General features: G+C 41.9%; 10 protein-coding genes. 2 read left to right on the top strand and 8 right to left on the bottom strand.

Annotated elements, in window-relative coordinates:
- Positions 1–19 precede the first annotated feature (19 nt).
- The 3 genes from dapD to pbp1b all read right to left on the bottom strand — a co-directional run bounded on the left by dapD (position 20) and on the right by pbp1b (position 4,276).
- Entirely contained in the window at positions 20–718 is a 699-nt protein-coding gene (gene dapD / locus GOM47_RS00655; protein WP_235080754.1) for a 2,3,4,5-tetrahydropyridine-2,6-dicarboxylate N-acetyltransferase, read from the bottom strand.
- A gap of 85 nt (positions 719–803) precedes the next feature.
- Positions 804–1,712 carry a DMT family transporter gene (locus GOM47_RS00650; protein WP_235080753.1) on the bottom strand — a complete coding sequence of 303 codons (909 nt, stop codon included), beginning with the start codon at positions 1,710–1,712 and terminating at the stop codon, positions 804–806.
- 80 nt (positions 1,713–1,792) lie between these two features.
- Positions 1,793–4,276, bottom strand: coding sequence for a penicillin-binding protein PBP1B (gene pbp1b, locus GOM47_RS00645; RefSeq protein ID WP_235080752.1), 2,484 nt, complete (start codon positions 4,274–4,276; stop codon positions 1,793–1,795).
- A gap of 140 nt (positions 4,277–4,416) precedes the next feature.
- On the opposite strand from pbp1b, the gene tyrS reads away from it, so the two are divergent.
- Entirely contained in the window at positions 4,417–5,673 is a 1,257-nt protein-coding gene (gene tyrS, locus GOM47_RS00640) for a tyrosine--tRNA ligase (RefSeq protein ID WP_044020095.1), read from the top strand.
- A 77-nt stretch (positions 5,674–5,750) separates the two neighbouring features.
- Here the strand turns inward: tyrS and GOM47_RS00635 are convergent, their stop codons facing one another.
- Positions 5,751–7,811: a heavy metal translocating P-type ATPase gene (locus tag GOM47_RS00635; protein WP_000008775.1), complete on the bottom strand. Its 2,061-nt coding sequence runs from the start codon at positions 7,809–7,811 to the stop codon at positions 5,751–5,753.
- 1 nt (position 7,812) lies between these two features.
- Positions 7,813–8,091, bottom strand: coding sequence for a DUF6110 family protein (locus GOM47_RS00630; RefSeq protein ID WP_000910910.1), 279 nt, complete (start codon positions 8,089–8,091; stop codon positions 7,813–7,815).
- A gap of 151 nt (positions 8,092–8,242) precedes the next feature.
- On the opposite strand from GOM47_RS00630, the gene GOM47_RS00625 reads away from it, so the two are divergent.
- On the top strand, positions 8,243–9,091 hold the full coding sequence (locus GOM47_RS00625) for a putative RNA methyltransferase (RefSeq protein WP_001095535.1): 849 nt from the start codon (positions 8,243–8,245) through the stop codon (positions 9,089–9,091).
- A gap of 110 nt (positions 9,092–9,201) precedes the next feature.
- On the opposite strand, the gene GOM47_RS00620 is transcribed toward GOM47_RS00625, so the two are convergent.
- From GOM47_RS00620 to malQ, 3 genes are all read right to left on the bottom strand, one after another.
- On the bottom strand, positions 9,202–9,408 hold the full coding sequence (locus GOM47_RS00620) for a hypothetical protein (RefSeq protein WP_009013759.1): 207 nt from the start codon (positions 9,406–9,408) through the stop codon (positions 9,202–9,204).
- A gap of 250 nt (positions 9,409–9,658) precedes the next feature.
- A complete protein-coding gene (glgP, locus tag GOM47_RS00615) occupies positions 9,659–11,917 on the bottom strand; it encodes a glycogen/starch/alpha-glucan family phosphorylase (RefSeq protein WP_235080751.1) in 2,259 nt (752 codons plus the stop codon).
- Between the two features lie 22 nt (positions 11,918–11,939).
- Complete coding sequence (malQ, locus tag GOM47_RS00610; protein ID WP_235080750.1) at positions 11,940–13,457, bottom strand: 4-alpha-glucanotransferase; 1,518 nt, start codon at positions 13,455–13,457, stop codon at positions 11,940–11,942.
- Positions 13,458–13,489: the final 32 nt, after the last annotated feature.

Genomic DNA, 13,489 nt, shown 5'->3' with positions numbered 1-13,489 from the left:
TCTATTTTTCTTTTACAAATTACAAGGTACGAAGCGCATCCTCTAGCGCTGTTTTTTGTTGGGTTTGGGCATCAATCTCCTTGATAATACGAGCTGGAACACCTGCTACCACCACGTTTTCTGGGACATCTTGTGTAACAATAGCTCCTGCCGCCACAACTGAACCACTCCCGATTTGAACTCCTTCGATGACCACTGCATTAGCGCCGATAAGAACATTATCTCCAACACGGACTGGTTCAGCGCTCGCTGGCTCAATCACACCTGCAAGAACTGCACCTGCACCAACGTGACTATTTTCCCCAACGATGGCACGGCCACCAAGGATAGCCCCCATGTCAATCATGGTTCCTGCACCAATTTCAGCACCGATATTGATAACGGCTCCCATCATGATAACAGCATTGTCACCAATTTCAACCTGATCACGGATAATAGCACCTGGCTCGATACGAGCATTGATAGCACGTTTGTCTAGCAAAGGAACTGCAGAATTACGAGCATCTTGCTCAACAACATAGTCTTGATTTTCTACCAAACCATCTAGAAGCGGAGCCACGTCCTTCCAGTCTCCAAATAGGACATTCCCTAATTTGACAACAGAGCTTGGTACAGCAGTTGCGAGTCGTCCTTCAAAGGTCACTTTAACACTGGTTTTCTTTTCGGCATTGGCGATAAATTGGATAATTTCTTGAGCATTCATTTTTGTGGCAGTCATAGGCGCCTCCTAGTTCATTTTAATGATACCTATTCTACCAAAAAAGGCCTCAAATTTGAAGCCTTAAGCACTCGAACAGAACATTTTACCTTTCCTTCGTTTCCTCAATTGATAAGAAAACCATCGGAACGATAATCAAAATCATAGCCAAAGCTAGAAAACCATCCAAAACCATACCTAGAAATAGCACACTTAACAATGCGGAAGATAAAGGTTCACTGGCACTCACAACTGACACAACTAATGGTGAGACGAGTAGCACAGCCTTCATCGAAAGGAAAAAAGCAAAAGCCGTTCCAAACACAGCAATAGTAAAACAAATCAAAAGGCTCGTCACATCAAGTTGAAAGGTAATCTGATGAACAGGATAAAGAAAATTGCTAAAAACACCTGCTAGCAACATCCCCCAACCAACGGTTGGCACAAAACCATAATCACGTGCAAAACGCTGAGGCAGGATAACGTTGAACATGACCCCTACAGCACTGAGTAGCCCTGTCACCAAAGCCAGAGGTGTCATTGATAGCTTGGATAAATCCCCTTTTGTAGCCATCAAAAAAACACCTAGCATGGCAATCAAAACATAGAAAATGGCTGTGACGGAAGCCTTCTTTTGATAGACGATACGATTATAAAACAAGATAAAAACGGGACTGATAAATTGCAAAATGGTTGCTGTCGTCGCATTGGAATATTCAACGCAGAGATAGAAGAAAAACTGCACAGAAAAAATCCCCAGAATAGCGTAGGCTAAAAAAGGCAGATAATTTTTCTTATTTCGCCAAATGTCCAATAATTGAAAGCGCAACTGAAAGGCAGATAAAAACAAGACCAAGCTACCCGCCAAAAGCAAGCGCATGGAAGTGATCCAGCCAGACGACACCTGATAATGAGCGAAAAAATATTCTCCTAAAATGCCACAAATCCCCCAGATTAGACCTGACAACAGTGAATATAGAGTTCCCTTAAAAATCTTCTTTTGATACTTATTCATTCTCCTATTGTAACACGAAATGAAAAAAGAAAAAAGTAGCATGAAAAATATTATTGAATGAATCATGCTACTTTTTTATTCTATCGATTTGATTGATTTGAGCGAGTTGATGAGCTTGTTTCCGAACTACCACTTGAACTTGGGAGAGTTGGGGTAGGAAGAGTGGGTAAACTTCCTAAAATGCTCTTCCAAGCATTTTGATAATCGGCATCGCTTCCTCCAATAGCAAAGCGGTAAGTGGTTACTGGCGCCCCTTCTTTAGTAGCCCAATAGCTCGTTACTGTAGAACCTGAAACGGTGACTTCTTTGCCATTGATTGTGACCTTGCCAGCTTTCTCCCCTGTCGATTTGAGGACTTGAGATTTTGTTACACTTGGATCAAGATTAAAGCGATCATTTCCCCATATGCCAGGTTCGGCTTGCTGGATAGCATTGACCAAGTGGGCCATATAGTTGGCATTGCGGTAGTGGCCTGCTCCTTTGGCTAGCGGTCGGTTGTCATCGTGACCTAACCAGCCCCCTAGAGTCAAGCGTGGCGTAGAAAGCATGAGCCACATATTTTCATCTTCATTGGTCGTACCAGTCTTTCCGATCCAGTCAGCACGAGCTAGGCCTGGATTGATAGAAGCCAGGTCATTCTGGAAGCTAGTAGTAATCCGAGATGAAATGACATCACGAAGTAGACTTTGCATGATGGTCGCTGTCGCTTTTGAATAGACTTGGACAGGTTGACTTTTATACTCATAAATCACTTGACCCGTCGTCGATTCAATCTTGGAAATCATATGCTTCTTGTGGTAGACCCCATTATTAGCCAAGGTCTGATAACCGTTGGTATGCTGGGCAACTGTAACCTCAATTCCTCCACCCATCGGTAAACTTTCAATGCCATATTCTGGGATTTCATAACCCATTTTTTCCATATAGCCCTTGACATCGACACCCTTCTCTCGAAGCGTACGATAAGTCCAGTAGGCTGGAATGTTCCATGAATAGTTCAGGGCTTCTCCCAAGGTCATCATCGCTGTACCAGGACTATTGACATACATGATGGGATTGCCGTTTGAAAAGTTTGTCGGATAGTTTGATAAGATACTTGCACTTCCCATCAAACCTTGGTCAATCGCGATACCATAGGCCAGTATAGGCTTAGTGGTTGAAGCTGGAGAACGTTTGGTATCGATAGCGTGATTGTTCTGATTTTCTTGATAATTACGGCCACCAACAAAGCCAAGAATGGCTCCCGTTTGGTTGTCCATGAGGGCATTCCCCACCTCAGGCTGGCCTGTCGAATCATCTAGCAGATAGCCGTAGGTCGCAACCGCATTTTGCATCGCAGCATGAACATTTTTATTGATAGTTGTCGTAATCTTATATCCACCATTTTCAATTTCCTTAGTGGCTAAATCACGATAGGATTTCTGAATGGACTCATTCTTTAATTCTTGCGCAGAAACATTATCTCGTTGGACGAGGTAGTCATACATACGATCAGTTGCTTCTGCCAAGGTTGCATAGTAGAGATAGTCACGCGAAGTACCACTAACACTACCTGATGGTAGGAAGTCTTTCTTAAAGTCATAATCTTTGTACTTATCGTAGTCTTCCTGACTTAGAGCCCCTGTTCGGTACATATTGTAGAGGACATCCTTGGCACGCTTAATTCCCAAAGCCATGTCCTCATCACTCTTCATGCTACCATCAGATTCATAAGGAGAATAACTGATTGGACTCTGTGGCAATCCTGCGATAAAGGCAGCTTGAGGGACCGTTAAATCCGAAGCATTGACACCAAAGATTCCTTCTGCAGCCTGCTGGGCACCTGCAATATTTTGGCCTTTATGATTGCGACCAAAAGGAGCTATGTTAAGGTAGGTTGTCAAAATCTCATCCTTACCCATGGCCCTTTCTAAAGCAAGAGCATCAATAATCTCTTTAGCCTTACGAGCTAGAGTTGGAGCATCCCCCACTACTTGTTGCTTGATGACCTGCTGGGTCAAGGTCGAACCACCACTAGACGAGCCTAGACCGACAAAGGTTCCCAAGGTCGCACGAATAACGGCCTTAGGCACAACTCCCTTGTGCTCATTGAAATGCTCGTCCTCTGTCGCAACAATGGCTTTCTTAAGGTTATCTGAGATAGCATCTGAAGCGACTGAAGTGCGCAACAAATCACCCTCGATCGAGGCAATGGTACTGCCGTCAGAATAAGTGATTTCTGAGATAGAGGCAATATCCTTCACTTGCTTGACCAACTCTTCTGCTTGAGGCACCTGAGCCTTGTCAAATAGAGCGACTCCATAACCCATAGCTACACCAGCGCCAAACAGTCCACCGATAAAACCTAAGATAAAGAGAGTGTTAAAGACTATTTTAAACCCACTCAAAACCTTAGCAAAATTAGATCCTGCCCTTCCAACTTTGTCAGAAGAGGTCCCCTTTTTACCGGTTTTCTTATTAGCCAGTTTTTCTGCTAGTCTTTTCTTCCATTTTGCAATTCGTTGCATTAGCTGCTGGAAAAAATGCAGCATTTTTGTTTTTAATTCATTAATTCTTTCTTTCATGAATGTCCTCGCTTTCTCTATTATACCATAAAAGGGAAACTTTCAATAAAATAGCCACTTTCTTCCCTATTCCACTAGGCTATTGTCCGAGTTTGTGATACAATAGGTAGAAACAATATTTTATAAAGGAGAAAAGACACATGCACATTTTTGATGAGCTAAAAGAGCGTGGTTTGATTTTTCAAACGACTGATGAAGAAGCTTTGCGTAAAGCCCTAGAAGAAGGTCAAGTTTCTTATTATACTGGCTACGATCCAACTGCTGATAGCCTTCACCTCGGCCACCTTGTCGCAATCTTGACCAGTCGTCGCTTGCAGTTAGCAGGTCATAAACCATATGCGCTCGTTGGCGGTGCTACAGGTCTCATCGGAGATCCGTCCTTCAAAGATGCTGAGCGTAGTCTCCAAACAAAAGACACAGTAGAGGGCTGGGTCAAGTCTATCCAAGGGCAACTTTCTCGTTTTCTTGACTTTGAAAATGGTGAAAATAAGGCTGTCATGGTCAACAACTACGACTGGTTTGGCAGTATCAGCTTCATTGACTTCCTCCGTGACGTCGGAAAATACTTCACTGTCAACTACATGATGAGTAAGGAATCTGTGAAGAAACGGATCGAGACAGGGATTTCTTACACTGAGTTTGCCTACCAAATCATGCAAGGGTACGACTTCTATGTCCTTAACCAAGACTACAATGTTACTCTGCAAATCGGTGGTTCTGACCAGTGGGGAAATATGACAGCTGGTACCGAATTGCTTCGTCGTAAGGCTGACAAGACTGGTCACGTGATCACTGTTCCACTCATCACAGACGCAACTGGTAAGAAATTTGGTAAGTCAGAAGGAAACGCAGTTTGGCTTAACCCTGAAAAGACTTCTCCATACGAAATGTACCAATTCTGGATGAACGTGATGGATGCTGACGCTGTTCGCTTCTTGAAAATCTTTACCTTCTTGTCACTCGATGAGATTGAAGACATCCGCAAAGAGTTTGAAGCGGCTCCACACGAACGCTTGGCACAAAAGGTCCTCGCTCGTGAAGTCGTGACTCTTGTTCACGGAGAAGAAGCTTACAAAGAAGCCCTTAACATCACCGAGCAACTCTTTGCTGGAAACATCAAAAACCTTTCTGTCAAAGAACTCAAACAAGGACTTCGTGGAGTGCCAAACTACCAAGTAAAAGCAGACGAAAACCACAATATCGTGGAACTCCTCGTGTCATCTGGTGTGGTGAATTCAAAACGCCAAGCCCGTGAAGACGTCCAAAACGGAGCTATCTACGTCAACGGCGACCGTATCCAAGACCTTGACTATGTCTTGAGTGACGCAGATAAGTTAGAAAACGAACTCACTGTTATCCGCCGCGGGAAGAAGAAATACTTTGTGTTGACTTACTAAATTGTTAAACATTTACCTATAAACAAAGGAGTTACCCTCGAGAAAGGTAACTCCTTTTTGCTGTGAATAGTCCCCACCTATCCCTTAATAGACAGGCTACGCAGGACTATGCGTAAGGTTGTTAGATTATGTAGGATAGAGAGGTTTGAAGGACTGAGCCAATTAAACAAGCCAAAGCCAATCAAACTACTATTTACGACAACGGTATCTTGAATATTCTTCTTGATGAGTGTTTGCAAAGATGATGATAGCCAATCCAACTCTTGGAAGAAATCCAAACGATTATCTAACAATAAGATATCGCTCATCTGCTTAGAAATATCTGCACTCTCATTCATCACCACACCGATATCTGATAGGGTTAGAGCCGCTGAGTCATTCAATCCATCTCCAACCATCAAAATCGTGTGACCTGCTTTCTGCAGTTCCTCTACTAACTCAAATTTCCCATCAGGTTTCAAGTCTGTATAGACCTGATCAAAGGGCAAATCTTTGACTAATTCCTCTGTCCTAACCAAGGTGTCCCCTGTTGCCAGAATCAATTTTTTCCCTTGTGCCTTAAGTTTCTCCAAGGCTGCTTTTGCTTCTTTTCTCAAAGGAGTATGAATGCAGAACATTCCAATCAATTCATTCTGATAAGCCAAGAATAAGAGATTGTAGTGACTCTTGTACTCTTCAATTAAAGCATTTTGTTCTGAACTGATATGAATCTGCTCATCCTGCATCAAGACATAATTCCCAATAAGAACTGGTTGGCCATCTATATGAGATTTGATCCCCTTGCTTGCAATATATTGGAGTTTCCCATGCATTTCCTCATGTTCAATTCCCTCTATCTCAGCTTGCTTGACGATGGCATTAGCAATAGGATGATAAATGTGTTCCTCAAGACAGGCACTGATTCTGAGAATATCTTCCTCACTATAGTCCCCAAAAGGTAACACCTTTTCAACTATAGGATAACTAGTTGTGATTGTTCCCGTCTTATCAAACAAGAAAGTATCAACTTCCAGATATTTCTCCAGAACATCCCCATCCTTAATCACCATTTCACGGTTCAACCCCTCCTTGATAGCTGTCAAATAAGCTACAGGAGTAGAGATTTTCAAAGCGCAGGAGAAATCGACTAATAGGAAAGAAATAGCCTTAGAAAAAGAACCTGTTAATAGGTAAGTTAGCCCAGCCCCCAAGAAATTATATTTGACGACCTTATCCGCCATCTTGATGAAATAGCGTTGTTTCGTTTTCTTGTTTTCTTCAGATTTCTTCATTAACTCAATCAGTTGTAAAATCCGGCTGTTCATCTGATTATCGGTTACACGAATGCGTAACTCTCCAGTTTCTAATACTGTATTTGCACAAACCAAATCAGACTCTCTTTTTTCAACTGGAAAACTCTCTCCCGTCAAGGAACTTTCGTTGACCATACCTAAACCTGAAACTACTTGTCCATCAAACAGAATTTCATTTCCTTGAGATAGGACCAAGACATCTCCTATTTGAACATCGGAACTCTTGATACTAACAACCGTATCGCCCTGTACTAAGAATACGTCGCTCTCTTTTGCAAGAAGGCTTTGTTCTAAATCTGTTGCAGTTTTTTTCAAAGACCACTGATCTAAATGATTCCCCAAATCAAGCATAAACATGATATTGCTAGCTGTCTTGGATTGGTTCATAAACAAGGACAATAAAATCGCCGAACAGTCCAAGACTTCCATCGTTAGTTCCTTACGCGCTAGTGTTTGATAGGCTTCTCTAATATAACCCAAAGCCTGATAACAAGTCCATATATAGCGAATAGGATACGGCACAAAACTACGAAAAAGTACACGCTTAATCGCTGCACCTGAAACAATAGAATAAGCACTCTCTTCTCTACGAATGGGAAGAGTCATCAACTCAGAAACTTTCCCTTTATCAATTCTTTTTAAAAAGGCTTCTGCATTATCTAATACAGAAAAGCCTTCTTTTATGCGTAGAGTAAAGTGCTGTTGATCCATGTAAAACTGGATAGACTCAATCCCCTTTTCATCTCTCGCCAAGGAACGAAGATAGTCTTGAATATCCAAGGTGAGTGAAAAAGAAGATGATAGTCGGATATGTTGGTATCCTCTATGTAGCACTTTAAAAGACATATTATTCTCCTATAAGGCTATCTAATTGCTCTTCTTTTTTCTCTTGCTCGTACAAATATTTGGCATCTTGCAAGACATCGTCTCCATGTTGTTTCACAACAGAAACAGATGCATCTAGCCCGTCTTTCAACTTGTAAGCCTTAGCCAAAGCTTTAGAATAACCTTTTTTAGCTTCCTTACTTGCCAAGATTTTCAAACCAAGGGTACCAAATGCGACACCACCCAAAAAGAGTGATGATTTTTTCGCAACTTTTGCAACGGTTAATACTTCTTTTAACATACTTATTTCCTCCTTATCATTATTATATAGAAATTTAGATATAAAAGCAATTTTATTCTATAAATTGGAGAATTAGTTTTATTTCTACTGAATCTCCCATCTACTTATTTCTAAAGTTGCTTTCATTTGCCTCTTTTGATACACTTAAACTATGAATACAAACCTCAAACCCAAACTTCAGCGTTTTGCTTCTGCGACTGCCTTTTCCTGCCCTATCTGCCAAGAAAATCTGGCCTTGGTAGAGTCTAGCCTCAAGTGTAGCAACCGCCATTCTTTTGATCTGGCAAAATTCGGCTATGTCAACTTGGCTCCGCAAATCAAGCAATCTGCCAACTACGACAAGGAAAACTTCCAAAACCGCCAGCAAATTCTTGAAGCTGGTTTTTATCAGGCTATTTTAGAAGGTATCTCGGACTTACTAACAACTAATCCATCCGCAAAAACAGTCTTGGATATCGGTTGTGGCGAAGGTTTCTACTCTCGTAAACTCCAAGAAAGTCACTCTGACAAAACCTTTTACGCCTTTGATATTTCAAAAGATTCCGTTCAAATCGCTGCCAAGAGCGAACCAAACTGGGCGGTCAACTGGTTTGTCGGCGACCTGGCTCGTCTTCCTATAAAAGACGCCAGCATGGATATCCTGCTTGATATCTTCTCGCCTGCCAACTATGGGGAATTCCGTCGCGTTTTATCCAAAGACGGTATTTTGATCAAGGTCATCCCAACTGAAAATCACCTCAAAGAAATCCGTCAAATGGTGCAGGACCAGCTGACAAAGAAGGATTATTCCAACCAAGATATCAAAGAACATTTCCAGGAACATTTCAGCATCCAATCTAGTCAGATTGCTTCCTTAACAAAACCTATCTCGGCTGAGCAACGCCAAGCCCTGCTTGCCATGACGCCCTTACTCTTTCACGTTGACCATACCAAGATTGACTGGAGCCAACTGACAGAGATTACCATTGAAGCAGAGATTCTAGTTGGGAAAGTACGGTAAACAAATCTTTCAGATAAGACAAAAACCCGCACCTCTTCTTGAGGTGTGGGTTTAAATCGCGATTTTTCAACTGTCTATCCGAAAAGTGGAAAAAATTTTAACCTCTCCATTTATTTTCGATTCGAAATGACAAATTTATCAATGAATAATAAGTGAAATGAGGCAAGTGTAATCCCCAAATAGCACCCATGATAAGAGATTTCTTGATGGGTAAGTGGAAAAAGAGTACGATTCCCCATCGAGAGTGATGACAAAACCACAAATAGTATCCAAAATAAATCAGTCCATTTATATTTTGAAAAATATTTTTTCCACATAAAAACACCTTCTTTCTTCACCACAATGCTATTATAATACAAATTATAAGCGGATACAAGAAATACGAGGCCATCAACTACGAAGAATCATGAGACTGAAATACAGTAAAAAGCAGTATTTCTAAAACTTCAACGTATCTATGATTTATCTCTTTTTAGACCTGATTGGCTAAAATCCACATCATTCAAAAAAGCGAATTTCAATTGAAATTCGCTTTTTTTACAAAGTGATTAGTATAAATTTTGTATCTTAGTTCAAGTGCCAGATATCTTCGTTGTACTGAGCGATTGTACGGTCAGATGAGAAGAATCCTGCTTTGGCAATGTTAACGATGACTTTATCCAACCATGCATCACGGTCTTCGTAGTCAGCAAGCATTTGCTCTTTGACTTTGATGTAGTCTTCCAAGTCTAGGAGAGTCATGAACCAGTCTTTGTTGATCAATTCGTTGTAAAGACGTTCCAAGCGTTCTTTCTTACCTACTGCAAGAACAGCATCGCTCACAATGAAGTCAACCAAAGGTTTGATAGCTTCACGAGCATAGAATTCGCTTGATTTGTAAGCTGCTTTTGCGTAAAGGTCGATAACAGTTTCTGAATCTTCACCAAAGATATAGATGTTTTCGTCGCCAACCAACTCAGCGATTTCCACGTTAGCACCGTCCATAGTACCAAGAGTCAAAGCACCGTTCAACATGAATTTCATGTTACCAGTACCTGAAGCTTCTTTAGAAGCAAGTGAGATTTGTTCTGAGATATCACATGCTGGGATAAGGAAGCTTGCTGCAGTAACGTTGTAGTTTTCAACCATAACCACTTGCAAGTGTGGAGCTACTTCTGGATCATTTGCAATCACTTCTGACAAGCAAAGGATCAAGTGAATGATGTCTTGGGCGATTGTGTAGGCAGGAGCTGCTTTACCACCAAAGAAGACTGTGATTGGACGAGCAGGGATGTTACCAGCCTTGATATCAAGGTATTTGTGGATGACATACAAAGCGTTCATTTGTTGGCGTTTGTACTCGTGAAGACGTTTGATTTGGATATCAAAGATAGAGTTTGTATTGATTTCCACACCTTGGTGATCTTTCAAGTGACGAGCCAATTTACGTTTGTTGTGAGCCTTGATGCTTTCCAATTTTTCTTTGACAGCAGCCTTGTCTTCGTATGACAAGAGTTTTTCAAGCTCATCTGCTTCATGGTGCCATCCCTCTCCAATAATCTCATCCAAGTAGTGAGACAGTCTTGGATTGGCATGCATGAGCCAACGGCGGAATGTGATACCGTTTGTTTTGTTGTTGAATTTTTCTGGGTAGATGTCGTAGAAAGCTTTCAACTCAGAGTTCTTCAAGATTTCAGTGTGGAGGGCTGCTACCCCGTTAACACTGTATCCGTAGTGGATATCCATGTGAGCCATGTGTACACGGTCGTTTTCATCGATGATTTGAACAGCTGGGTCTTTGTATTCTGCTTTCACACGACGGTCCAATTCTTTGATGATTGGTACCAAGTGAGGAACCACTTCTTGCAAGAATTCAAGAGGCCATTTTTCAAGGGCTTCAGCAAGGATTGTATGGTTAGTGTAGGCAGTCATGCTACGAACGATAGAGATTGCTTCGTCAAGCTCGATACCACGCGCAGTCAAAAGACGGATCAATTCAGGGATCACCATTGATGGGTGAGTATCGTTGATTTGTACAACTGCGTAGTCCGCAAGGTCATGCAAGTTGCTTCCTTTTTCGATTGCTTCATCGATGATCAATTGCGCACCGTTTGAAACCATGAAGTATTGTTGGAAGATACGGAGCAATTCACCTTGCTTGTCGCTATCGTCTGGGTAAAGGAAGAGAGTCAAGTTGCGAGCGATATCTGTCTTGTCAAAGTTGATACCATCTTCGATGATAGAAGAATCAACTGAATCCAAGTCAAACAAACGCAAGCGGTTCTTTGTTGCTGTCTTGTAACCAGGTACATCGATATCGTAAAGGGTAGATGTCAATGTGAAATGTGCGAATGGCACTTGGTAGCTACGGCTTGAGCGTACCAACCAGTTTTGCTCAGTCAACCAAGCATTTGGAATTGTTTCTTGTTGGTTATTTTTAAGAACTTGTTGGAAAAGACCGAAGTGGTAGTTCAAACCAACGCCGTCACCATTCAAACCAAGTGTAGCGATTGAGTCGATAAAGCAGGCTGCCAAACGTCCCAAACCACCGTTACCAAGTGATGGTTCCAATTCTACTTCTTCGATTTCGATCAACTCTTTACCGGCATCAGCAAGTTCTTTTTTCACATCGTCGTAAAGACCAAGGTTGATCAAGTTGTTTGACAAGAGTTTACCAATCAAGAACTCAGCTGAGATGTAGTAAACTTTCTTCTTACCAGTGTTGACTGGTTTTTGGCTGCTAGCAAACTTGCTGTAGTTGAGAAGAGCAAGGTAAAGCTCTTCATTGCTACATTCTGCAATAGTTTTATTGTAACGCTTTTGTACAAATTCTTTTAATGGTAACATTTTTGTGTCTCCTGATATTGTCTTATTTCTTTAATTCTACCAAATTTTCATTAATTCGGCGATAAATTGTAGTCAAGTCAAGCAAAGTTTCTTCAGCAGCTGGTGTGAGTTGGTCTTCTGTCATACGCCATGACCAGTTTCCACCAAGAGTAGATGGGTAGTTCATGCGAGCCGCCTCATCCAATTCTAGCAAGTCTTGCATGGTAGCGATAGCCATAAAGCTCACTGATGAAAATACTGTGCGAAGCATAGCGTGTGGCACTGTTTCGTACTCTTTACGGTTCGTGTAACGAGCCATATACTCACGAGTTGGATCATCGATCTCATTACGGTACCAACCAAGGACTGTATTGTTATCGTGTGTTCCTGTGTACATAACAGAGTTGGCAGGTGCCAAGTGTGGGCTATCGATGCTTTCGTCTTCTGGATTGAAGGCGAATTGAAGAATCTTCATTCCTGGGAAGCCAGTACGTTCACGCAACTCGATGACTTCATCTGTCATGAAACCAAGGTCTTCTGCGATGATGTTTAGCTCACCAAGCTCTTCCTTAACGGCTGCGAAGAGTTTGTACCCTGGACCTTTCACCCATTTACCAGGTGCTGCTGTATCGGAACCAGCAGGAATTTCCCAGTAAGATTCGAAACCGCGGAAGTGATCGATACGAACGATATCGTAGATTTTGAAGCTTTCACGCAAGCGTTCAATCCACCATTTGTAACCGTCTTTGTCCATTGCTTCCCAGTCATAGATTGGGTTCCCCCAAAGTTGACCAGTTGCAGAAAACTCATCTGGTGGGCATCCTGCAATGCAAGTTGCTTTACCATTGGCATCTGTCTTGAAGAGATGTGGATTTGCCCACATGTCGCTTGAATCTTCTGCTACGTAGATAGGCATGTCCCCAACGATTTCGATGTGGTTATCGTTAGCGTAAGCTTTCAATTTCAACCATTGTTGGAAGAAGAAGTATTGAGTCACACGGTGGTAAACCAACTTGTCTGCCAATTTCTCACGGTAGCTTTCAAGTGCTGAAGCTTTACGAGCACGAGCATCTGCATCTGGCCATTCTGTCCAAGCAAGATTGTCAAAATGCTCTTTGATAGCCATATATTCTGCGAAGAGTTCGAGCCATGATTGGTTGTCTTTAGCAAACTTCTCAAAATCTTTGACATCACCCACTTCCAAGAAGCGTTTGACTGCTTTTTCTAAAAGCGGACGACGTGCATAATAAATCTTCGCATAGTCAACTTCAGATGCATCGCTACCAAAGTCAACACCTTTAAGATCACTGGCTTCGAGCAAGCCTTGCTCTACCAAGATATCAAGGTCGATAAAATGCGTATTTCCAGCAAAGGCTGAGAATGATTGGTATGGAGAATCTCCATAGCTTGTTGTCCCAAGAGGGAGGATTTGCCAGTAACGTTGCTTCGTACGAACCAAGAAATCAACGAAATCATAGGCAGTCTGGCCAAATGATCCAATCCCGTATGCTCCTGGCAGAGAAGAGATGTGCATCAACACACCACTTTGACGTTTTTTCATAATAGCACCTCATGTGTTTGTTATAAAACGTT

Origin of the sequence: Streptococcus oralis (genome assembly GCF_021497945.1) — a bacterium.
Taxonomy (GTDB): Bacteria; Bacillota; Bacilli; order Lactobacillales; family Streptococcaceae; genus Streptococcus; species Streptococcus oralis_BR.
This window is presented reverse-complemented; position numbering and strand designations above follow the sequence as displayed.